The 22,080-nt window shown below is 68.2% G+C and carries 23 protein-coding genes; 9 read left to right on the top strand and 14 right to left on the bottom strand.

The annotated features are described in order from the left end of the window. Positions 1-178: 178 nt before the first annotated feature. The 5 genes from V6M56_RS09495 to V6M56_RS09475 form a co-directional block, all read right to left on the bottom strand. On the bottom strand, positions 179-409 hold the full coding sequence (locus V6M56_RS09495) for a hypothetical protein (protein ID WP_332683158.1): 231 nt from the start codon (positions 407-409) through the stop codon (positions 179-181). Between the two features lie 56 nt (positions 410-465). Next, the gene (locus V6M56_RS09490; RefSeq protein ID WP_332683156.1) at positions 466-897 is read right to left on the bottom strand and encodes an SRPBCC family protein; all 432 of its coding nucleotides are present in this window, start codon (positions 895-897) and stop codon (positions 466-468) included. Further along, positions 894-1,217 carry an ArsR/SmtB family transcription factor gene (locus tag V6M56_RS09485; RefSeq protein WP_332683154.1) on the bottom strand — a complete coding sequence of 108 codons (324 nt, stop codon included), beginning with the start codon at positions 1,215-1,217 and terminating at the stop codon, positions 894-896. The genes V6M56_RS09490 and V6M56_RS09485 overlap by 4 nt, the downstream gene beginning before the upstream one ends. Positions 1,218-1,424: 207 nt before the next feature. After that, entirely contained in the window at positions 1,425-2,012 is a 588-nt protein-coding gene (locus V6M56_RS09480; RefSeq protein ID WP_332683153.1) for a DUF4337 domain-containing protein, read from the bottom strand. A gap of 83 nt (positions 2,013-2,095) precedes the next feature. Beyond that, positions 2,096-3,019, bottom strand: a complete 924-nt coding sequence (locus tag V6M56_RS09475) for a tyrosine recombinase XerC (RefSeq protein ID WP_332683151.1) — start codon at positions 3,017-3,019, stop codon at positions 2,096-2,098. Positions 3,020-3,318: 299 nt separating this feature from the next. Here V6M56_RS09475 and V6M56_RS09470 point away from each other — a divergent pair, with 299 nt between their 5' ends. The 3 genes from V6M56_RS09470 (at position 3,319) to V6M56_RS09460 (ending at position 6,784) form a co-directional block, all read left to right on the top strand. Next, positions 3,319-4,374, top strand: coding sequence for an MBL fold metallo-hydrolase (locus V6M56_RS09470; RefSeq protein WP_332683150.1), 1,056 nt, complete (start codon positions 3,319-3,321; stop codon positions 4,372-4,374). 116 nt (positions 4,375-4,490) lie between these two features. Further along, positions 4,491-5,477, top strand: a complete 987-nt coding sequence (locus V6M56_RS09465) for a UbiA family prenyltransferase (RefSeq protein WP_332683148.1) — start codon at positions 4,491-4,493, stop codon at positions 5,475-5,477. Further along, positions 5,474-6,784, top strand: a complete 1,311-nt coding sequence (locus V6M56_RS09460; protein ID WP_332683147.1) for an FAD-binding oxidoreductase — start codon at positions 5,474-5,476, stop codon at positions 6,782-6,784. The genes V6M56_RS09465 and V6M56_RS09460 overlap by 4 nt, the downstream gene beginning before the upstream one ends. Before the next feature lie 3 nt (positions 6,785-6,787). On the opposite strand, the gene rnk is transcribed toward V6M56_RS09460, so the two are convergent. The 5 genes from rnk to V6M56_RS09435 form a co-directional block, all read right to left on the bottom strand. Continuing rightward, the gene (rnk, locus tag V6M56_RS09455; protein WP_332683143.1) at positions 6,788-7,210 is read right to left on the bottom strand and encodes a nucleoside diphosphate kinase regulator; all 423 of its coding nucleotides are present in this window, start codon (positions 7,208-7,210) and stop codon (positions 6,788-6,790) included. A 332-nt stretch (positions 7,211-7,542) separates the two neighbouring features. Further along, positions 7,543-8,994 carry an aspartate aminotransferase family protein gene (locus V6M56_RS09450; protein WP_332683142.1) on the bottom strand — a complete coding sequence of 484 codons (1,452 nt, stop codon included), beginning with the start codon at positions 8,992-8,994 and terminating at the stop codon, positions 7,543-7,545. Beyond that, positions 8,991-9,995: an NAD-dependent epimerase/dehydratase family protein gene (locus tag V6M56_RS09445; RefSeq protein ID WP_332683140.1), complete on the bottom strand. Its 1,005-nt coding sequence runs from the start codon at positions 9,993-9,995 to the stop codon at positions 8,991-8,993. Before V6M56_RS09445 ends, V6M56_RS09450 begins: the two co-directional genes overlap by 4 nt. Before the next feature lie 37 nt (positions 9,996-10,032). Beyond that, on the bottom strand, positions 10,033-10,158 hold the full coding sequence (locus V6M56_RS09440) for a hypothetical protein (protein ID WP_332683139.1): 126 nt from the start codon (positions 10,156-10,158) through the stop codon (positions 10,033-10,035). An 8-nt stretch (positions 10,159-10,166) separates the two neighbouring features. After that, complete coding sequence (locus tag V6M56_RS09435; protein ID WP_332683137.1) at positions 10,167-10,535, bottom strand: EamA family transporter; 369 nt, start codon at positions 10,533-10,535, stop codon at positions 10,167-10,169. A gap of 282 nt (positions 10,536-10,817) precedes the next feature. Between V6M56_RS09435 and V6M56_RS09430 the strand changes: the two genes are divergently transcribed. Continuing rightward, the gene (locus V6M56_RS09430) at positions 10,818-11,759 is read left to right on the top strand and encodes a pentapeptide repeat-containing protein (RefSeq protein WP_332683136.1); all 942 of its coding nucleotides are present in this window, start codon (positions 10,818-10,820) and stop codon (positions 11,757-11,759) included. A gap of 61 nt (positions 11,760-11,820) precedes the next feature. Here V6M56_RS09430 and V6M56_RS09425 read toward each other — a convergent pair whose 3' ends face one another. Both V6M56_RS09425 and V6M56_RS09420 read right to left on the bottom strand, forming a co-directional pair. Beyond that, positions 11,821-12,426 carry a glutathione S-transferase family protein gene (locus V6M56_RS09425; RefSeq protein WP_332683135.1) on the bottom strand — a complete coding sequence of 202 codons (606 nt, stop codon included), beginning with the start codon at positions 12,424-12,426 and terminating at the stop codon, positions 11,821-11,823. A 232-nt stretch (positions 12,427-12,658) separates the two neighbouring features. Then, complete coding sequence (locus tag V6M56_RS09420) at positions 12,659-13,954, bottom strand: DUF3422 family protein (RefSeq protein WP_332683133.1); 1,296 nt, start codon at positions 13,952-13,954, stop codon at positions 12,659-12,661. 177 nt (positions 13,955-14,131) lie between these two features. Here V6M56_RS09420 and V6M56_RS09415 point away from each other — a divergent pair, with 177 nt between their 5' ends. From V6M56_RS09415 to V6M56_RS09400, 4 genes are all read left to right on the top strand, one after another. After that, the gene (locus tag V6M56_RS09415) at positions 14,132-14,626 is read left to right on the top strand and encodes a hypothetical protein (protein WP_332683132.1); all 495 of its coding nucleotides are present in this window, start codon (positions 14,132-14,134) and stop codon (positions 14,624-14,626) included. Between the two features lie 62 nt (positions 14,627-14,688). Continuing rightward, positions 14,689-15,315: a hypothetical protein gene (locus V6M56_RS09410; RefSeq protein ID WP_332683130.1), complete on the top strand. Its 627-nt coding sequence runs from the start codon at positions 14,689-14,691 to the stop codon at positions 15,313-15,315. A 353-nt stretch (positions 15,316-15,668) separates the two neighbouring features. Next, a complete protein-coding gene (locus V6M56_RS09405) occupies positions 15,669-16,595 on the top strand; it encodes an ABC transporter ATP-binding protein (RefSeq protein WP_332683129.1) in 927 nt (308 codons plus the stop codon). A gap of 11 nt (positions 16,596-16,606) precedes the next feature. Then, positions 16,607-17,368 carry an ABC transporter permease gene (locus V6M56_RS09400; RefSeq protein ID WP_332683257.1) on the top strand — a complete coding sequence of 254 codons (762 nt, stop codon included), beginning with the start codon at positions 16,607-16,609 and terminating at the stop codon, positions 17,366-17,368. A 181-nt stretch (positions 17,369-17,549) separates the two neighbouring features. Here the strand turns inward: V6M56_RS09400 and V6M56_RS09395 are convergent, their stop codons facing one another. Then, positions 17,550-19,226, bottom strand: a complete 1,677-nt coding sequence (locus V6M56_RS09395; protein WP_332683128.1) for a methyl-accepting chemotaxis protein — start codon at positions 19,224-19,226, stop codon at positions 17,550-17,552. 172 nt (positions 19,227-19,398) lie between these two features. Between V6M56_RS09395 and V6M56_RS09390 the strand changes: the two genes are divergently transcribed. Beyond that, positions 19,399-21,024, top strand: a complete 1,626-nt coding sequence (locus V6M56_RS09390) for a peptide chain release factor 3 (protein ID WP_332683127.1) — start codon at positions 19,399-19,401, stop codon at positions 21,022-21,024. Positions 21,025-21,149: 125 nt separating this feature from the next. Here V6M56_RS09390 and V6M56_RS09385 read toward each other — a convergent pair. Continuing rightward, positions 21,150-22,080, bottom strand: a 931-nt coding sequence (locus V6M56_RS09385) for a histidine kinase (protein ID WP_332683126.1), incomplete at its 5' end; no start/stop codon positions are given.

The raw sequence follows: 22,080 nt of genomic DNA, 5'->3' as shown, positions 1-22,080 counted from the left end.
GCCGCTTTAGCTGCTCGTCATTGCGAGGAGCGTGAGCTCCGAAGCAATCCAGGGGCGGCAGAGCGAGACCCTGGATTGCTTCGCTTACGCTCGCAATGACGGTGAGAGCGCCGTCGGCGCGGCTTCGCCGCTGGTCCGGGATGACGGGGAGACTCTCGGATATCCTACCGCGATAGATTCACTCCGATGCGCCGGCGCGTCGCCCGCTGCGCCAGGTGGCGGCATAGGGCAGTACGAACATGTAGAGGCCCGTGAGCACGAGCACGGCGAGCGGGAACAGCGGCAGGAAGTACACCCAGGAAGCGGGTTCCTTGCCTGCTCCGAAGGTGACGAAGATGGCGATGACGATCATCGTGAAGATCATCGACAGCCAGCGGTGGACCTGCCGGATCCATAGGTTCCAGTTCAATGTGGGCTCCTTGTGTAGATGCGTCGAAGCGGATCGGACGATAGTGCCGGTGGACGTCAGTCCATCCGCGCCAGGACCTGCTCCAGCTTCTCGAAGAACTGCTGCCAGCCGGCCTTGGCGCCGCCATAGGCCTGCTTCTGCTCCGGCCGGAAGCCCGATTGCTCCATGCGCAGATGGGTGCCGGTGCTCGTCGGGGTGAGCGTGAAGGTCACCACGCTCGCCAGATTGTAGGCCGCATCGTCATGCGCGAAATTCCATGTGTAGGACAGCGTCCGGTTCGGCTCGATGGCGAGGACCTCGCAATCCAGCACGCCGCCCCATTCGCCGCGAAGATTGAAGCGGTGACCGACGGTCGGCGCGAAATCGTTCTTCATCAGCCACTCCTCGATCAGATGCGGCTGGGTGAGCGCGCGCCAGAGCTTTTCCGGCGGGTGAGGGATCTCGCGCTCGACGATGGCGGAGCGTATTTGCGTCGCAGTGGTGTTCATTGGTCCATCCTCTTGAGCAGGTCCTCGAGATCGTCGAAGCGGCTTTCCCAGAACCCGGTCATCTGGCTCGTCCAGTCGATCAGCGGGGCCAAAGCGCCGAGCTCTGCGCTGTAATGCGTCTGGCGACCTGCGTGGCGGTCGCGCACCAGCCCGGCCTGCTTCAGGACCCCGAGATGCTTCGAGACGGCCGGCTGCGAGACGCCGGCCCGAGCCGTCAGGGCCCCGACCGTCTGCTCTCCGTCGCGGCATAATCGCTCGAAGATGGCCCGCCGGGTCGGATCGGCGAGCGTTCTGAAGATCGCATCGTGAGTGTTCGGCATGGGAGATCTATAATCCGGTGGCTATGGATTAACGTATAACCATCGGGCTATAAGTTAGTCAAGCGCGGTCGCGCCCGCGAATATGGGCGGCTCGATCGCTCTCGGCGGGCGTTGCCGTTTCAGCTGCGCGTCGCTGCAGGGAGCGTGAGCTTCGCAGCAATCCCGGGGCGGCAGAGCAAGACCCCGGGGTTGCTGCGCAATGACGCTCTAGAACAGCGCCGTCGGCGCCAGTTCCGCAACCACCATCAGGGCCAGCCCGAACAGTCCGAGACCGGCCCCGGTCCAGGCCAGCAGGGTGATGCCGGTGATGATCGCAGCCGAGGAGATCACGATCGCGATCTGCAGCAGACCGGAGACGATGTCGTATTTGTCGTCGCGGGCGCTGGAGATGTCGCGCCTGGCTTCCGCCGCCTTGGCGCGGGCGATCAGCTCCTTGCGACCTTCCTGGGTTTCGGGCTCGGATTCGTAGCGCGCGACGGTCGCCTTCCAGCCTTCGATGCGCTTGCCCAGCCGCTCACGCGCCGCCGGCTCGATGGCACCGGCGAGTTCGACCTCCATCGCCTCGGCGGCGGTGCGCAAGGTGGTGCCGCGAATGGTCTTGGCCTGGAAGAAGGCCCAGAGATTGGAGGCTTCGATGTTCCTGGCCAGTGCGTCCTGTTCGGCGTTCTTGCCGCCGATCTCGGCGAAGGCGAGCATCAAGGCGAGGATGGCGATGAGCAGGGCGATGCGCTTGTTGATCCTGCTGCCGGTCGCTCCCTCCTCTGTGACGTCCGATGTGGCTGTGGCTGTGGTCATGAACTGATCCCCCGGAATGGCGCAGCGCACATCATCCGGTCGCGGCGCAAAATCAAGCGGGATTTCCGCTGGGGCAGCGCTTGTCAGCGGGCGCGGGGATGGGCGGCGTCATAGGCCGCCAGCAGCCGGCTTGAATCGATGCGGGTGTAGATCTGCGTGGTCGAGAGCGAGGCGTGGCCGAGCAGTTCCTGGATGGCGCGCAGGTCGCCGCCGCGGCCGAGCAGATGGGTGGCGAAGGAATGGCGCAGCGCATGCGGCGTGGCGCTTCCCGGCAGACCGAGCGAACCGCGCAGGCCCTCGACGGCGAGCTGGATGATGCGCGGCGAGAGCGGCCCGCCCTTGACGCCGACGAAGAGCGGGCCGTCGGCTGCCAGCCGCCAGGGGCATTGCGCCAGATAGCCGGCGATCGCCTCGACCACGATGGGCAGGACCGGCACCATCCTTGTCTTGCCGCCCTTGCCGAGCACGGTCAGCGCATCGCCCGCGCCGGTAGGCGCCTGGGCGCGCTTCAGCCCGAGTGCCTCGGAGATGCGCAGGCCGCTGCCATAGAGCAAGGCGAGCACGGCCGCGTCGCGGGCCAGCACCCAGTCGGGCCTGTCCTCGCCGGCGCGGCTGTCGGCCTTGGTCACGGCGGCGGCGGCCCTGGCGTCGAGCGGGCGCGGCAGGCCCTTGGGCAGGCGCGGGCCGCGCGTCGCGGCGAAGGCGGCCGCGGTGAGCCGGCCGTCACGCTCGCCGAAGCGGGCGAGCGAGCGCAGCGCCGCGAGCTGGCGCATCAGCGTGCGGTTGCCGGCGCCGTCGCGCCGCCGCTGGCCCAGGAAGGCGCGCAGATCGGCGGGCTTGAGCGCCGCGACCGCCTTCAGGTTCGGAGCGGTGCCGAGATGTTCGGCCAAGAAGGTGCAGAACTGCCGGAGATCGCGGCCATAGGCCTCGAGCGTCTTCGGCGAGAGCCGGCGCTCATGCCCGAGATGGGCGAGCCAGTCGCGCTGCAGGATTTCGAAATCGCTCATGCCGTCCCTTGCAACGCGATTGGTCGTCCCGGGCGGAGCGAAGCGCAGACCCGGGACCCATGCCTGAAGCGCTCCGGCATGGATCCAGGATCGGCGCCGCTATCGCGGCTTGTCCGGGATGACCGATCTGCCAACGCGATTCCAATGATGCCGGTGGAGCCTTAACAACCGCTATGCGCCGGCCTCGCCGGGCGCTCCAAGGCCGGCGTCATAAGCGCGAGCGATGGCCGCCATCGTCTTTGCCGGCATTCCCGACCGTTCCGACGGCTGCTATGAGCCAGGGCGAAGATTGTTCAGGGATGACCATTTTGAACGCCATCGACAGCCACGCACTGACCTTTCCCTTCCCGGAGCCGCCGGCGCCGGGGCAAGTGATCGAGGTCGCGCCCGGCGTGCTCTGGGCCCGCATCGCGCTGCCGTTCCGGCTCGACCACGTCAACATCTACCTGATCGAGGATGGCGAGGGCTGGGCGGTGATCGACACCGGCATCGGCGACGAGGCGACCAAGGCCGCCTGGCTCGCCCTGACCTCCGGTGCGCTCGCCGGCCGGCGCCTGACGCGACTCTTCGTGACGCATTACCATCCCGATCATATCGGCCTCGCCGGCTGGCTGGGCGAGCGCTTCGGCACGCCGCTTCTGACCAGCCAGACGAGCTATCTCGGCTGCCTCAACATCTCGCTCAGCCCGGGCACGTCGGAGGCGCCGGTCTACAAGGATTTCTATCTGCGCCATGGTCTCGCCGCCGAGGTCACCGAAGTCGTGTCGACCCTCGGCCATGGCTATCTCAAGCAGGTCACGCCGCTGCCGCCGACCTTCACCCGCGTCGTCGCCGGCGATGTGCTGCGCATCGGCGGGCGCGAATTCTCGGTGCTGTCGGGCGACGGCCACGCGCCGGAGCAGCTGATGTTCCATTGCGCCGAAGCGAACATCTTCCTCGCCGCCGACCAGGTGCTGGCCAAGATCACGCCCAATATCAGCGTCTGGGCGGTCGATCCCGAGGGCGATCCGCTCGGGCTCTATCTGCGCTCGCTGAAGGCGCTGTCGCTCACGATCCCTCCGGATACGCTGGTGCTGCCGGGCCATCAGCTGCCGTTCCGCGGCCTGCAGGCGCGCTGCGCCGAACTCGCCGCGCATCATGCGGATCGCTGCCGGCTGATCGCCGAGGCCGTGGCGCGCGGGCCGCATTCGGTTGCCGAGCTGGTGCCGGTGATGTTCACCCGGCCGCTCGATCCGCACCAGCTCAGCTTCGCCTTCAGCGAGGTCTTCGCCCATGTCAACGCGATGTTGCGCCAAGGCGAGCTGCAATGGGCGGCGCCGCAGGCCGGCATCATGCGGGTCGAGCCCGGGCGCTGAAGCGAGCGCGGCGCGGCCGCCATCTGCCGAAATGTTAAGCATGATGGCCGAAGCCCGGCCGGATTCCAGCCTGGCCGGGCCCGATTCTACTCGGAATTAGGATTCGCACGGCATCGATGCACGTCATGGAGGCGTCACCGCGGTCGGGTTCGACTGCGCAAGGCGCTCGAACAGGCGGGCAGGCCGCCGTAACGACGGGTAGAGACGAGACCATGGCGATACCGGCGATGCTTCGGGCGATGCGACCGCATCATTGGCTCAAGAACGGTCTCGTCTTCGTGCCGATCCTCCTCAACCATGACGTCTTCGACGCCAGCGCGATCGGCCACGGCTTCCTGGCCTTCATCTCGTTCTCGCTGCTCGCCTCCTCGATCTACCTGCTCAACGACATCGTCGACGTCGAGGCCGACCGGCGCCATCCGACCAAATGCAAGCGCCCGCTGGCCGCCGGCGAGATCACCAAGGGCCAGGCCTATGCCGCCGTGCCCGGCCTGATGATCGTCGCCTTCGGGCTCGCCTGGTTCGCGCCGCGGCCCGATCTCTATCTGCTGGCGCTCGGCGCCTATCTCGCGCTGGCGCTCGCCTATCTGTTCTTCCTGAAGCGCAAGCTGCTCGTCGACGTGCTGGGCCTGGCGGCGCTGCATACGCTGCGCATCCTCGCCGGCAATGCGGCGGCGGCGATCCCGATCTCGTCCTGGCTGCTGGCCTTCTCGATGTTCCTCTTCCTCAGCCTCGCCCTGGTGAAGCGCTATGCCGAGCTGCGCATCACCCAGGACCAGACCGGCCTGAAGAAGGCCGGGCGCGGCTATCAGGCCGAGGACATCGAGGCCTTGTCGCAGCTCGGCATGGCCTCGGGCTGCACCTGCGCGCTGATCATGGCGCTCTATGTCGACAGCGCCGCGGTGAAGGAGCTTTATCGCTATCCGCAGCTGATCTGGCTGGTCTGCCCGATCATCCTCTACCAGATGGCGCGGATCTGGTTCCTGGCGCGCCGCGGCCAGATGCCGGACGATCCGCTGGTGTTCATGATCCGCGACTGGCGCAGCCAGCTGATGGGGGCGCTCGTCGTCGTCATCATGGTCGCCGCCTCGGTCATCCCGTGAGCGGGCGGCCTGCCGATCTGCGCTCCTGGGGCGGGCTGAGATCGCGCGATACGGTGCTGCTCGAGCCGGCCGACTGGCTTGCCGCGCCCGGCCGCAACCAGCCGGTGCTGGCCTATGGCAATGGCCGCTCCTATGGCGACAGCTGCCTGAACGATGGCGGCGGGCTGATCGCCGCACGCCGGCTCGGCCGCATCCTCTCCTTCGATGCAGCAAGCGGCGTCATGGTCTGCGAGGCCGGCGTCCTGCTCGACGAGGTGCTGAAGCTCGCCGTGCCGGCCGGCTGGTTCCCGCCGGTGACGCCGGGCACCTGCTTCGTCACCGTCGGCGGGGCGCTCGCCAACGACGTCCATGGCAAGAACCATCACCGCGCCGGCACTTTCGGCCGCCATGTGCTCTCCTTCGAGCTCGCCCGCTCCAACGGGGCGCGCCTGAGCTGCTCGCCTTCCGAGAACGCCGAGCTCTTCGCCGCGACCATCGGCGGCATGGGACTGACCGGGCTCGTCACGCAAGTGACGCTGCAGCTGATGCAGGTCGAATCCGGCGAGATGCTGCAGGAGGCGATCCGCTTCGAGGGGCTCGACCGCTTCTTCGAGATCGCGCAGGAATCCGACGCGACGCATGACTACACCGTCGCCTGGATCGATTCGCTCGCCAAAGGGAGGCATTTCGGGCGCGGCGTGTTCTTCCGGGCCAATCATGCGCCGGCTTCGCCCGCGCCGCCGGCGAAATCGGCAAGAACGCTGCCCTTCCCGCTGACGCCGCCGGTCTCGCTGATCAACGGCCTGACGCTCACCGCCTTCAACGCGCTTTATCGCGCCGCCCAGCCCCGCACGCCGGAGCCGCGCCGCATCCCCTACCGGCCGTTCTTCTACCCGCTCGACCGGGTCGACAACTGGAACCGGGCCTATGGGCCGAAGGGGCTGCGCCAGTTCCAGTGCGCCGTGCCGATGGCCCAGGCCCGCGCGGCGGTCGAGGAGATGCTGCGCCGGACGCTTTTTGCCGGCGAGAGCTCGTTCCTGACGGTGCTGAAGCTGTTCGGCGACGTGCCTTCGCCGGGGATGATGTCGTTCCCGATCCCCGGCGCGACGCTGACGCTCGACTTCCCGCATCGCGGCGAGCGCACCCTGAGGCTGCTCGACGAGCTCGACCGCATCGCGATTTCGGCCGGCGGCCGCGTCAATCCCTACAAGGATGCGCGCATGTCGCCGGCGACCTTCGAGGCTTCCTTCCCGCATTGGCGGGATTTCGCCCGCCATGCCGATCCGGCCTTCTCCTCCGGCTTCTGGCGCCGCGTCAGGGGCGGCTGAGCCTCAGGCGGGGGTCTTCTCCGGCGTGGCGGCCGGCTGCTCGACGGTCAGCACGGTCAGGGTGTGCTTGCGGCCGTCACGGGCCGTCCAGGCGATGGACTGGCCGGCGGTGAGGCCGATCAGCGCCGTCCCGATCGGGGTCATCACCGAGATCCGGCCCTGCTCGATATCGGCCTCGCCCGGGAAGACGAGCTGGACGCGGCGGTGCTGGGCGCTGTCGGAATCGAACTGGACGATCGAGCCCATGCGCACGACCTCGGCCGGCATCTGCTTGAGGCTGACGACCTTGGCGCGGTCCATCTCGGCCAGCAGCTCCTCGGCGACCTCGGGAATGCGCTCCAGCGCGGCGGTGGCGAGCCCGGTCAGGCGCTCATGGTCGCTTTCGGCGACGACGATCTTCGGCTTGCGGGGGAGCTTCTGGGTCATGATGACGCGGGTATCCTGTGGTGGCGCATGCAGGCGCGCGGCGCTGCTCTTGGAAGCGGGAGATCGGGAGTTGCGCCTGTAGGACCGTGCTGCGGACAGCGGCGACGGCACCCCTGAACTCGGGGCGCGTTAGGCCGAGTCCGGGGCTAGAATTCCGCGATCGGGTGGATCCGGAGAACGGTGCGGCGCGACGTGGTCATGCCTATAGATTTGGTTTGCGAAAGCGCGCTGTCAAGCCTCGGGTGTGCCGCAGAGGCGATTGGCCGGCGGATAAGGCAAAGGGGCCGGCTTGCGCCGGCCCCTTGTCGTCTCGTGGCGGGCGATCCGGCGCTTCAGCCCTTCGCGACCGCGACCTTGCGCAGATAGTCGGTGACGATCCGGGTGATGCCGCGCGAGAGCAGGTCGTCGAGCGCCGCGATGAACTCGTCGCACTGCTCGCGGGTGACGATCAGCGGCGGCTCGAGCCGGATGACGTTGCGGTTGTATTCGGTGAAGGCGACGAGCACGTCGTAATCCTTCAGCAGGAGCGCCCCGATGAAGCCGCAGAGCGAGCCCTTCAGCTTGTCGTCGAGCAGCGCCACCATGTGCTTCAGCCCGAAGGGCATGGTCTCGCTGATGTCCTGGAACTCGACGCCGATCATCAGGCCGCGGCCGCGGATTTCCTTGAGCAGGCTCGGATGCTTGAGGCGCAGCTCGTTCAGCCGCTCGATCAGGTAGTCGCCCTGGCGCTTCGCGTTGCCCATGAGGTCTTCCTCATAGAGCACGTTGAGCCCCTCGATGGCGCTGATGCAGGCCTCGCCCATGCCGCCGAAGGTGGCCTGGGCATGGATCAGCGCCGCCTTCGGCTTGCCATAGGCCTTCATGTAGATCTCGCGCCGGGCGATCATCGCGCCGACCGCCGCCTTCGAGCCGCCGAGCGCCTTGGCGAGCGCGGTCACGTCCGGCACGACGCCGTCGCGCTCGAAGGCGAAGAACTGGCCGGTGCGGCCGAGCCCGCACTGGACCTCGTCGGCGACCCAGAGCACGCCATGCTTGTCGCAGAGCGCGCGTAAGTTCCGCCAGAAACCTTCCGGCGCTTCGACGATGCCGCCGCCGCCCTGGATCGTCTCCATCACGACGATGCCGATGGCAGGGTCGGCCTCGAGCTCGCGGCGCACCGCCTCGATGTCGCCGAAGGGCACCTTGACCCGGTTCTCGACCAGCTTGAACTGCGACTGGTAGAGCGTCGAATCGGTGACCGAGAGCACGCCCTTGGTCTTGCCGTGGAAGGAGTTGGCGGCGTGCAGGATCTTCGACTTGGCCGGGCCCTGGGCCTGTTCGGCGACCTTCAACGCCGCTTCCATCGCCTCCGAGCCGGTCGAGCCGAGGAAGACCATGTCGAGGTCGCCGGGCGCGATCTGGGCGAGGTTGTGGGCCAGCGCCGACGCGTATTGCGACATGAACGCCATGCAGATCTCATGGCGGTTCTCGTCCTGGAATTTCTTCCGCGCCGCGACGATGCGCGGATGGTTGTGGCCGAAGGCGACCGAGCAGAAGCCGCCGAAGAAATCGAGAATCTTGCGGCCGTCCCTGGTGATGTAGTGCATGCCCTCGGCGCGATCGACGATGATCCTGTCGAAGCCGAGCAGCTTGAGGAAATGCACCTGGCCGGGGTTGATATGGCTGGTGAAGAGCTCCTTCACCTGGGCGGCGTCGAGCTGCTTGGCGGCCTCGACGCTGATCAGTTGCGGGCGGGCGGGGGCAGCCGGCGCCGCATCCTCGTTCCTGAAAGCGGGCATGCTCATGCTGCGAGGCTCCTCTCGGCCTGGTTCCCTGCGGATTTGCTCTTGCGGTATTCGGTGTAGGCGGCGAGCAGCATATCCTCGTCGCGATGCTTTGGCGTCCAGCCGAGCTCACGCTTGGCCTTGCCGGTGTCGAGGATGCAGATCTCGTCGGCGATCATGTACTGCTCCGGGTCCATGATCGGCAGGTTGATCGCATCGAGGCCGTTCAGCGTCAGCTTGACCAGCGCAGCCGGCGTCGGCAGCAGGATCGACTTCGAGCCGGCATGCCTGATCAGATCGCCGAGCAGCTTTTTCACCGGCGGCGGATCGTCGGAGCCGAGATTATAGGCGCTGTTGGGGAAATCCGCCTTCCAGGCGGCAACGCAGGCGCTGGCGCAGTCGAACACCGAGATGAACTGGTAGGGGTTCTTGCCCGAACCGATCATCGGCACCGGCAGGTTCATGTCGATCAGCTTGAACAGCTTGACCAGAATGCCCAGCCGCCCCGGCCCGATGATCAGGCGCGGCCGGAAGATCGGGATCTGGAAGCCCTTGTCGCGATAGCTCTGGGCCAAGGTCTCGGTGGCGAGCTTGCTCTCGCCATATTCGCCGAGCGGCCTGGCCGGATGGCTCTCGTCCTGCGGCACGGTCACCGAATGGCCGTAGATCATGTCGGTGGTGAAGTGGACCAGCTTGCGGGCGCCGTTTTTCTCCATCCATTTCAGGATGTTCTCGGTGCCGTGATAATTCACCGGCCAGAAGAAGTCGTGGCGTTCCTTGCGCGTCACGATCGGCGACAGCATCTTGGCCGAGAGATTGTAGACGAGGTCGTCGGCCCTCAGCGCGATGCCCTCGACGCTTGCCGCATCGGTGACGTCGATGCGCTGGAACGGCACCGTGGCGTAATGGGCGTGCTCGCTCTTCTGGATGTCGCAGACGAGGACTTCCTCGCCCATGGCTGCGAGGTCCGCCGCCAGATGCGAACCGACGAAACCGTCGCCGCCGATGATGATGTGCTTCATGTCTGGTGAGCCGCTGGTTTGAAGGTCGGGGGCTGCATCAACGCGGCGCGTCGGGCAGGCGAGGGCGGGTGCGCGCCGGAACCGGCACGGGCTCGAGCGCAGGCTCGGCCGGCGGGACGAAGAGGGCGCCGAGACGGAGAATGAAGCGGGCGATCAGGTCCATGGTTTGCCTCAGCTCTGTGCGATGAAGACGGTGCCCAGGACGATGAGGCCGATGCCGGCGATGCGGGCCGGGCTCAGATCCTCCTGGAAGACGAAGTAGGCGTAGACCGCGACCACGACGTAGGCGAGGCTCAGGAACGGGTAGGCGTAGCTGATCTGCACCTTCGACAGCACGATCAGATGCGAGGCCATGCTGACCACGAAGGTGGACAAGCCCGCGAAGACGAAGGGGTTGAAGACGACGCGGAACACCGTCGCGATCAGGCCGTCGCCGCCGACATCGAGATGGCCGATGCCGGTCATGCCGCGCTTCAGCATCAGTTGGGCTGCGGCGTTGGTCAGCACCGTGAACAGGATCAAAGGCAGGTAGGCATTCATCGGCGCTGGATTTTCCGCGTGGCTGATGCGGCCTTGAATGGCGCGGAAAATACTTCAAATGCCTTACGCAGCGGGACCTTATCGGCCCGTAACCTTAAGAGTGTACTGCCCCGATCGAAGAAAGACGATGCTTCCGCTTGGCCACCCTGCCCGCCGGCCGGGGCCGTTTCGATCCGGCTGCAAGGCGGGCCTGGAAAGCACTGCGCCAAAGCGTGCCCGATTGATCCGGCGCCGGCGCTGAACTATGCCTAACGAAAGCTTAACCTGGGATTTCCGCCTGCCATGGCCGACCTGTTCCGGCTCGTGCCCCGTGCCCGTTCCGATCTGCTGCAGGCCAACCCCTGGGCGCGGCCGCATGAGGCGGCCCTGGTGGCGGCGAAAGGAGTGCTGCGGCCCGGTTTCACCGAGGGCGGCGCGGCCTTCTTCGCAGCGCGGCGCGAGGCGACCTTGCAGCGCCTGCGCGGCGGGATCGCCGCCTGGAACGCCTGGGCCGAGGATATGGCGGGCCTGCGCGCCGCGGTCGAGGCCGACCCGGCGCTTGCCGCCCTCTGGCGTCTGCTCGCCGGCGTCGAGCTGATCGACGAGAGCTTTGACAATGAGTTCGATGTCGCCGGGTTCAGCTTCCCGGCGGCGGCACGCTTTGCCGGCTCGGCCTTCGGTGGCGATGCCTGGTTCTCCGATACCCGCTTCGCGGGGCCTGTCGATTTCCGCGATGCGACCTTCGGAGGCGACGCCTTCTTCGAGCGGGCACAGTTTTCGGCCGGGGCGGATTTCGGGGCGGTCGATTTCCGGCGCGGCGCGGAGTTTCGCGAGATCGCCTGTGGCGGCACCCTCGGCTTCGTCGAGGCCGAGTTCGCCGGCAGCGCCTGGTTCCGCGGCTCCTGCTTCGGGGGGCCGGTGCGCTTCCGCGGCGCGCGCTTCGGCTGGGAGGCGGGGCTGGGCGATTGCCGCTATCGCGCCCCGGCCGATTTCGCCGAGGTCGATTTCGGCGACAATGCCGGCTTCGAGGGCTCGGTCTTCGAGCAAAGCGCGACTTTCGCGCAGGCGCGCTTCTGCCGGGCGGCCTGGTTCAGCGGTGCCCAGTTCCGCGGCGAGGCGGTGTTCGACCGCGCCCGCTTCCTCGGCCGGCGGCATTTCGACGGGATCGCCGTCGCCGCGCCGCGCTCGCCGGTGGCGACGCAGCGCGCGGTGCTGGAGCGGCTGCACGCCGCCTTCCCGGGCTGACGGCCGCGAGGTTTCGCAGCCTCGCCTCCGTCAGGGCACCGGCGCCGGCGCCGGCCGCCTGTCACATCGGTAGGGTGCCGTCCCTGGCGATGGTCCGCTGCAAAGCGGGCCTGGCCAGCATCCGTTCCATATAGGCCTCGAAGACCGGCAGGCGCGGCAGGGCGCCGATGATGTTCATGCCGAAATGGATGCCGCTGCCGAGCTGCGTATCGGCCGCGGTGAAGCGCTCGCCGGCGGCGTAGGGGTGCGCTCCGAGCCGTTTTTCGAGGTTGGCGACGGTGTCGGCATGCGAGCCGAAGGAGAAGCCGCGCGCCTCATAGTCGAAATTGTGGACCTTGGTGGCGATGATCGGGTCGAGCACGGCGTCGGTATAGACCAAAGCGGTCAGGAAGGGCGCGCGGTCGGGATCGCCGACGGCAGGAGCCAGGCCGGCCTCGGGATAGGTCTCGCAGAGATAGAGGCAGATCGCGGCGCGCTCGGTGACGACGGTGCCGTCATGGACGATCGCCGGCACCTTCTTGTGCGGCTGGATGGCGCGATAGCTTTCGGGCGGGCCGTCCTTGCCGCGGATGTCGACCAGCTCCATCGTATAGGGCTGGCCAAGCTCCTCCAGCATCCAGAGCACGGAGAAGGAGCGCGATTGCGGCGCGTGATAGAAGGTCAGCATGACGGGTCTCCATCGGGGTTCCGCAAGAGCAGGATGCGAAAAAGTGGGAACCGGTTTTTCGCATGAATCCTGCTCCAAGCTTTTGATAAGAGACGGATTCAGATTTCAGATGGAAGCGCTTCGCGATTCCATCTGAAATCATCCGGCTCCAGGAACGGGTGAGACCGCAATAGGATCCAGATTTGTCAGGAGATGTCAGGAGTGAATTGGCCGGTCGAAAGCGTTTCCCGCCTCAATCGCCGCCATGGCCGCGCCGGATGCGCCGGACCATGCTCCAGACCCCGAGCAGCGCCACGGGCACGAACAATGCGGTTGCGATGCCGACATCGACCGGCAGGAAGCCTGCATCCTTGGCGCCCTTGGCGAGATAGCCGAACAGGCTGACGACGTAATAGCCGATGGCGGCGACCGAGAGCCCCTCGACGGTCTGCTGCAGGCGCAGTTGCAGGCGGGTGCGTTCGTTCATCGCCGCCAGCAGGTCGCGGTTCTGCTGCTCGAGCGCGACATCGACGCGGGTGCGCAGCAGGTTGGCGGCGCGGGCGAGCCGGCGCGACAGGTCGGCCTGGCGCTCCTGCAGCATCTGGCAGGTGCGCATCGCCGGGGCCATCCGCCGCGACAGGAAGGCCGCGATGGTCGGCCAGCCGCCATGAGCGGTCTCCTCGATCGCCGCGAGGCGCTGCTGGACGATGTTGTCATAGGCGCGGCTGGCGCCGAAGCGGTAGTTCGAGGAGGCGGCCTCCGATTCCATCGTCGCGGCCAGCGCGGTCATCTCGTCGAGCAGGGCATTGTCGGCGGCGAGCCCGTCGGTCTGCATCATCGTGCCGGCGATCCGGACCAGCGCCTCCTCGGTCGCCCGCACCGAGGGGGCGAGGCGCTGCGCCTCGGGCAGGCCGAGCAGGGCGAGCACCCGGTAGGTCTCGATCTCGAGCAGCCGCTGCAGCAGCGCGCCGGCGCGCGAGGGCGTCAGCGCCCGGTCGAGCACCAGGACGTGGACGAAGCCGTCGGGGTCGGGCTGGAAATCCGTCGCGGCGAGTGCCGCCTCGCCGTCGACCAGGGCGGCGGCGAGGCTGGCGGCGTCGAAGACCGTGTCGAGCGGCGGCGCCACCGCCTCCGGCAGGAGATGCAGGTCGACGGCGACGAGAAGCGGCCCCGGCTGCGGCAGTTCCGCCATGGCGTGCGGCAGCAGCCGGCCCGCCGGCGCGAAGGGCTCGTGGCCGGCGCCGGGCAGTTCCCAGCTATAGGTGGTGAACTCGCTGTGCTGCTCCCAGCGCAGGCCGGCCTCGCCGAGCCGGGCGCGGTGGTGCCTGGCGCCCTCGGCCGGGCCCGCCACGCCGCGCTTCGCGCAGAAGCGGGCGAGCGCCTCGCGGTCGGCATTCGCCTGGCCCTGGTCGGTCATGAAGGCGAAATGCAGCAGCCGGCGCGGCGTCTCGACGGCAGCGAAAGGCCGGGCATGGATCTCGGCCAGGATCGCGTCGCGCGAAGGATGGGCGTCGAGCGGCAGGGGCTGGCCTTCGTCGGTGCGATCCATGCGCTTGGCCCTGCCGCGGCGGCCCTCCGGCCGAGTTCCGCACCTGCCATCGAGCTTGCCGCAAAGCGCCGGTGACGGCCAGACCGGCATGGCGTCGCAGCGGTACAGTGCTGGCATCGGGAGCGAGGCCCGCTATACCAGCACTGTACCGTCACGCTGCCAGCACGGAACCCCGCCATGATCTCGACGCTCCGGCCGCCGGCCAGGTTCCCGCGCCAGGCGCGTGTGCTTCGGCCTGTCCTGGCGGCGGCGCTGCTCGGCCTCGGCCTGCCCGGCGCGGCCTTGGCGGGCATCGCCGAGGGCCCGGCCAAGCGCGACATCGAGCGCCATCTCGGCCGCGGCAAGACCGCCAAGGTCATCGAGGCGCCGGTGTTCTATGGCGATTTCAATGGCGATGGCCGGCGCGATGCAGTCACTTTCATCTATGCGGAAACGGGCGGCAACGCCGCGAGCCTGGACGTGCTGCTGTTCACCGGCGAGGCGGAGGGCTTCCGCTTCTTCCGCAAGGCCGCGGGCGTGTTCGGCGAGAATCCGCGCAATGTCGCGTTCCGGCCCGGCGCCATCGACGTGACCATGACGACGCTCGGCCCCAATGACGCACGCTGCTGCCCGAGCCAGGAAAAGAACCTGACGATCGAGATTTCCGGCGTCAGGCGGGGCCCGCGACGGTGATCGGCAGGCGCGCGCTCATGCCACTGACAGGATCGCGGTGCCGGCTGCGGTAACGCTGCGCCATGCCCCTGCCCAACCGCATCCGCCCCGATGGTTCGCTGTTCGCCGATCCGGCGCGCGGCACCCTGTTCGGCAATCGCGGCGGGCGCTTCCACGATCCGGCGACGCGGGCGCTGCCGAAGCGGCTCTATGCGACGAAGCAGTGGATCTGCTGCGTGCTCGCCTTCAAGGGCCGGCAGCGCGATGTCTGGGGCCGCTACTATACCGAGCTGTTCTTCTGCGACGAGGTCACGGCGCTGGCGGCCGGGCACCGGCCCTGCATGGAATGCCGGCGCAAGGATGCGCTCGCCTACCGCGAGGCGCTGGTCGCGGGCCGCGGCCTGAAGCGGCTGCCGCTCTTTCCCGAGATCGACGAGCGGCTCGATCGCGAGCGGCGTGACGGCCGGGCCAAGCGCCTGCACCGGCTGCCGGCGGAGGGCCTGCCGGACGGGGCGATGATCGCCGCGCCGGAGGGGGAGTTCCTCGCCTTGCGCGGCGACCGGGCGCTGCTCTGGTCGCCCGCCGGCTATGTCGCGACGCGGCCGCGGCCGGCGGGTCTGGTCGAGGTCGCGACGCCGCCGTCGTCGCTGTCCGCGCTTGTGAACGGCTATCGGCCGCTCTGGCATCCGAGCGCCACGGCGGCGGGGTGAGCCGGCGCCGTTTCGCCGGCCGATGCCGGCATGCTGTGCCGGGCGCGCGGGCGGCTCCGAGGATCGCGCAACGGAACCTTCGGCGGCCCTGCGACGTTGTTCCGCCATCATTACTGGTGGCAATCACGGGGGTAACGTCCATGCGCTCGATCGCACTCTGGCTGCTCGGGATCCCGATCCCGATCATCATCCTGATCGCGCTTTTTGTCCGCTGACAGGAATTGACGGAACAAATTGCTATGGCCGGGCGCGCCCCGGCCATATTCTTTTGGACGGCTGAGTCGCGCAGGCCGGGCGGAGCTGCGCGACCTCGCCTTCACCAGATTGCCATGCCTCTCCAATAGCGTTCCGCCATGCAACCGATCATCCAGATATCCGACCTGTCGAAGACCTATGCCTCCGGCTTCCAGGCGCTGAAGAGCGTCACGCTGGAGATCCGGCGCGGCGAGATCTTCGCCCTGCTCGGCCCCAACGGCGCCGGCAAGACGACGCTGATCAGCATCGTCTGCGGCATCGTCAATCCGAGCACCGGCAGGGTTCTCGCCGACGGCCACGACATCATCGCCGACTACCGCGCCGCGCGCAGCCGGATCGGCCTCGTGCCGCAGGAACTGACCACCGACGCCTTCGAGACGGTGTGGGCGACGGTCAGCTTCAGCCGCGGCCTGTTCGGCAAGCCGAAGAACCCGGCCCATGTCGAGCAGGTGCTGCGCGACCTCTCGCTCTGGGACAAGCGCGACAACAAGATCATGACCCTGTCGGGCGGGATGAAGCGGCGCGTGCTGATCGCCAAGGCCTTGGCGCATGAGCCGCAGATCCTGTTCCTCGACGAGCCGACGGCCGGCGTCGATGTCGAGCTGCGCCAGGACATGTGGAAGCTGGTGCGGCGCCTGCGCGACAGCGGCGTCACCATCATCCTGACCACGCATTACATCGAGGAGGCCGAGGAGATGGCCGACCGGATCGGCGTGATCAGCAAGGGCGAGATCATCCTGGTCGAGGACAAGGCCGAGTTGATGCGCAAGCTCGGCCAGAAGCAGCTCACCTTGCACCTGCAGGCCCCGCTGGCGGCCGTGCCCGAAGCGCTCGCCGCCCATGGCCTCGCGCTCCAGGCCGAGGGCGAGGAGCTGGTCTACACCTACGACACCAAGGCCGAGCGCACCGGCATCACCGCGCTGCTCAAGGATCTCGGCGAAGCCGGCATCCGCTTCAGCGACCTGCGCACCAGCCAGTCCTCGCTCGAGGACATCTTCGTCGGCCTGCTGAGGGCAAACGCATGAGCGCCGCGACCATGAACTTCCCTGCGATCAAGGCGATCTATCTGTTCGAGATGGCGCGGACCTGGCGCACGCCGCTGCAGAGCATCCTCTCGCCGGTGATCTCCACCTCGCTTTATTTCGTCGTCTTCGGTGCCGCGATCGGCTCGCGCATGCAGGCGATCGACGGCGTGTCCTATGGCGCCTTCATCGTGCCGGGGCTGATCATGCTCTCGCTGCTGACGCAGAGCATCGCCAACGCCTCCTTCGCGATCTATTTCCCGAAATTCACCGGCACGATCTTCGAACTGCTCTCGGCCCCGGTCGCCTGGTGGGAGGCGGTCTTCGCCTATGTCGCGGCGGCGGCGACGAAATCGGTGATGCTCGGGCTGATCATCCTCGCCACCGCCTTCCTGTTCGTGCCGCTGAAGATCGAGCATCCGTTCTGGATGCTGCTCTTCCTGGTGCTGACGGCGACGACCTTCAGCCTGTTCGGCTTCATCATCGGCGTCTGGGCCGACGGCTTCGAGAAGCTGCAGGTGGTGCCGCTCTTGATCGTGACGCCGCTCGCCTTCCTCGGGGGCTCGTTCTACTCGATCGACATGCTGCCGCCGTTCTGGCGGACGGTGACGCTGTTCAATCCGGTGGTCTACCTGATCAGCGGCTTCCGCTGGAGCTTCTTCGGCTTCGCCGATGTCGGCATCGTCGTCAGCCTCGGCATGACGCTGGTCTTCCTCGCCGCCTGCATCGCGGTGATCGCCTGGATCTTCAAGACCGGCTACCGGCTGAAGAACTGAGCGCGCCGCGCTCTCCTGGAAACCAGCCGTCATTCCGGACAAGCGGCGAAGCCGCGCCGCTCCGGAATCCATCGTAGGGCGCCTGCGCTCCATCGCTTGCGCTCTATGATGGATTCCGGCGCTCCGCTTCGCTACGGCCGGAATGACGGCAGGGGGTGCGCAAAGGCGAGCCGCCTCGCGCTCAGGCCGCCTTGATCTGCCTGAAGAAGGTGTCGACCTCGCCGCGCAGCGTCGCCGCCTCGCAGGCCAGGTTCTCGGCGGTGCGCAGCACCTCGGCCGCCGAGCGCAGCGCCTCGTCGGAAGCGGCGGTGACGCTGGCGAGCCGCTGCGCCACCGTCGCCGCGCCATGCGCGGTGGCCTGGGCGTTGCGGGCGATCTCGGAGGTCGTCGCGCGCTGTTCCTCGGTCGCGTCGGCGATGGCGGCGGTCTGCTGCGAGACGTCGCTCATCGTGCGGGTGATGGTGCCGATGGCCTTGACGGCGCCCTCGGCCTCGCCATGGAAGGCCTCGATCTGGCTGGCGATGCCGTCGGTCGCCTCGGCGGTGCGGCTGGCGAGCGTCTTGACCTCGGCCGCGACCACGGCGAAGCCGCGCCCGGCCTCGCCGGCGCGTGCGGCCTCGATGGTGGCGTTGAGGGCGAGCAGGTTGGTCTGCTCGGCGATGTCGCGGATCAGGTCGATGACGGTGACGATCTGCTCGGAGGCGCGGGCGAGATTGCCGACATGGCGGCTGGCGCCGAGCGCGTCCTCGCTGGCGCCGCCGACCATGGCGTTGGCGCGTGCCACCCTTGCCGAGATCTCGGTGATCGAATCGGTCAGGTTCTCGGCGGCGTTCGCGACCTGCTGGACATTGCCCGAAGCCTCCTGCGAGGCGAACTGGGCCCGGCCGATCTCCGAGGTCGCGGCGACCGCGAGGCCGTTCAGCAGGCGCGCCGCCGTCTCGAGCGTCTCGACCCCGCCGCCGACCGTCTGGAGCGCACCGGCGAGCCTGGCGTCGAAGGCGGCGACGATCTCGTCGATACGCTGCTGGCGCGCGATCCGCGCCGCCTCGTCCCCGGCTGCCGCCGTTTCCAGCGCGGCGCGGGCGCGGGCATTGTCGCGGAAGATCGCGACGGAGCGGGCCATGTCGCCGATCTCGTCGCCGCGGTCGACCAGCGGGATCTCGTCGACCTGCTCGGCAGCGGCCAGCCGCCGCATCGTCGCCGCCAGCCGGAGCAGCGGGCCGGCGATCCGGCGCTGGACGATGAACAGCGCCAGCGCCAGGCCGGCGGCGATGGCGAAGGCGCCGATGCCGACCAGCAGGCGGGCGCTGCTCTGCTGCATGCGCCGCAGATCGGTGTCGATCGCGGCGCTGTGGGCGTCATGGCTGCCGGCGATCCGCTTGAGGGCCTCGTTCAGCGCCTTGCGGCTGTTGCGGTTGGCCTCGTCATTGCCGAGCGCGCGGGCCGCGACGTTCGAGCCCTCGCGGCCGAGGCGGGCGATCTCGCGGCGGAAGCCGATGAACTTCTCGACCCGCGCCGCCACGGTCGCGAAGCTGTCGCGGTCGTCGGCGCCGATCAGCGGCCGCCATTCCTGCATCAGCACCTCGATCTCGCGCAGCCCTTGCAGCAGGAGCGGGATGAAGCGTTCGGCGCCGACGGCGTCGGTGCTCATATAGACGCCGCGCGATTCCATCACCACGCCGTTGACCAGGCCGTTGATGCGCTCGGCGATGGCGGAGCGCTGCGAGGCCGACTGCATTTCGCGGGTCATCGTCGCATAGCGCTCGAGCGTATGGACGCCGACGGCGATCGCCAGGGTCGCCGCCAGGGCGAGCAGCAGCACGGCCGCGAGAATCTGGCTCGATATGGTGCGCAGCATGGCCATGGGATCTTCAGCGCGCGTGCCGCGACTTTCCCCCTGGCGCGCGGCATGAACCGCCGGACAGCTAAGCCGGTCTTGGTTAATTTTGTGTTCGGCCGCCCGGAAAACGCCGGATCCGGCAGGCGCGAGGCGATTGACTCAGGAGCCGCCATCCTGTCTCAACCACGCCATGACCGATCTTCAGACCATCGACGGCCCCGTGGCCGCCGCGGCGCCGCATGCGCGCCGCCGCACCTTCGCGATCATCTCGCATCCGGACGCCGGCAAGACCACGCTGACCGAGAAGCTGCTGTATTTCGGCGGCGCGATCCAGCTCGCCGGCGAGGTCAGGGCCAAGGCCGGGCGGCGCCAGACCTCCTCCGACTGGATGAAGATCGAGCGCCAGCGCGGCATCTCGGTCGTCACCTCGGTGATGACCTTCGAGTATGGCGGGCACGTCTTCAACCTGCTCGACACGCCGGGCCACGAGGACTTCTCGGAGGATACCTACCGGACGCTGACGGCGGTCGATTCCGCCGTGATGGTGATCGATGCCGCCAAGGGCATCGAGGCGCGCACCAAGAAGCTGTTCGAGGTCTGCCGCCTGCGCGACATCCCGATCGTCACCTTCATCAACAAGGTCGACCGCGAGACCCGCGACCCGTTCGACCTGATCAACGAGATCGAGACGACGCTCGCCCTCGACGTCGCGCCGATGACCTGGCCGGTCGGGCGCGGGCGCGAGTTTGCCGGCACGCTCGACTTCGCCTCCAACACCTTCCGCCGCAACCAGAAGGGCGACGAGAGCGATGCCGGAACGCCGGTCGCCGGCGAGGACGACAAGCTCTTCGACGAACTCCTGCCGAACGGCGCCGTCGAGAGCTGGCGCGAGGAGGTCTTCCTGGCGCGCGAGGGGCTGAAGCCGTTCGACCTCGCGGCCTTCCGCGAGGGGCATCTGACGCCGCTCTATTTCGGCGCGGCGCTGCGCGACTATGGCGTGCGCGACCTGATCGACGCGCTCGGCCGCTATGCGCCGAGCCCGCGCGCCCAGATCGCCGACAAGCGCCCGGTCGAGGCCGGCGAGCCGAAGATGACCGGCTTCGTCTTCAAGATCCAGGCGAACATGGACCCGAACCATCGCGACCGCATCGCCTTCATGCGCGTCTGCTCGGGCAAGCTCTCGCGCGGCATGAAGGCGAAGCTGGTGCGCACCGGCAAGCCGCTGCCGCTGAACGCGCCGCAGTTCTTCTTCGCCCGCGACCGCTCGATCGCCGAGGAGGCCTATGCCGGCGACATCGTCGGCCTGCCCAACCACGGCACGCTGCGCATCGGCGACACGCTGACCGAGGGCGAGGAGATCATCTTCAAGGGCGTGCCGTCCTTCGCGCCGGAGATCCTGCGCCGCGTCAAGCTCAAGGACGCGATGAAGGCCAAGAAGCTGCGCGAGGCGCTGCAGCAGATGGCGGAGGAGGGCGTCGTCCAGCTCTTCCTGCCGCATGACGGCGCGCCCGCCATCGTCGGCGTCGTCGGCGCGCTGCAGCTCGACGTGCTGAAGGAGCGGATGGAGGTCGAGTATTCGCTGCCGGTCGATTTCGAGCCCTGCCAGTTCGCCATCGCCCGCTGGGTCTCGAGCGGGGACAAGGCGGCGCTGGCGAAATTCGTCGCGCTGAAGCCGTCCTCGATGGCGGACGATCTCGACGGCGACCCGGTGTTCATGGCCTCGTCGCAGTTCACGCTGAAATACGACGCCGAGCGGGCGCCGGAGATCAGCTTCTCGGATGTGAAGGACTATCAGAAGGTGGCGGGAGGCAACTGACAGGCGTCATGCTCGGGTCCGCCCCGAGCATCTCTGGCGGAGCAGGGCTCCGGCTGGTGCCTTCTCGTGATGAGATTCTCGGGTCTGCGCTTCGCTCCGCCCGAGAATGACGCCGACGACCGGACTCAGCTCCGCCAGCGTTCCAGCGCGTCGGCGATGGTCTGGTTGCCGGAGACGCCCTTCTCGAAGGTGATGATGCCGCGCCGGCCCGAGGCGAAGCGCACCGGCAGGTCGATCCAGGGCCTTGTCTGCAGCAGATCGAGATTGCGCTCCGATTCGATCCGGACATTCGACAGCGCCGCCACGAACAGGTTCTCGCCGAGCGCCGAGGCGATCGCCGAGAGCGGCGCGCCGCGCTCGCTCTCATCGGTCTTGAACTGCGGCACGCCGACTTCGCGGATGCCGTCGCTGGCCGCTTCCCCGGTGGTGATGAAGCGCATGCCGATGATGTGCGAGGCCGGGAAGGCGGGGTCGGTGTTGCGCCTTATGGTGAAGTCGAGCGTGAGCCCGGCATCCGGGATCTCGACGGTCGCGCGCACGATGGTCTCGACCGGCTGGCCCTGGCCGACCGTGTCGCTGTCGAGCCGCCAGAAGACGCGGCCCTGCACGGTGCGCGGCTGCTGCGGCGCCTCCGGAACCTCGATATAGAGCACGGCGCGCTGGGCGACGGCGATGTCGCTGGTCGCTCCAGGCGCGGCCGTGTTGCCGCCGCGCGGAGTGCCGGGAGGCGTCGCCGGGGTTTCGGCGCCGGCGCGCTCGTTGATCTTGCCGCCAAGCTCGGGCTGGGCCGGCTGGGCCGGGGCCTCGGTGCGGGGGCGCACCGTCGGTTCCGGCGGGTTGATCTTGTTCACATAATAGGCGGCGCCGGCGATCACCGCGACGGCGAGCGCGACGCCGACGCCGACGATGGCGGTGCGGACATGGCCGGGATTGACGCGGCGTGCGCGCGGCGGCGCGACGCGCGGCCGGATGCCCGGCGCCTCTTCGCGGAGCGCCGGGCGCTCGTCGAAGGGGTCGTCATCGGCCATCTCGGTTGTGGTCGGCTGCGGCGCCGGC

The organism is Allobosea sp. (genome assembly GCF_036675845.1).
Classification (GTDB): Bacteria; Pseudomonadota; Alphaproteobacteria; order Rhizobiales; family Beijerinckiaceae; genus Allobosea.
The sequence above is the reverse complement of the archived record's forward strand: the minus strand, read 5'-3'. Positions and strand labels throughout refer to the sequence as shown.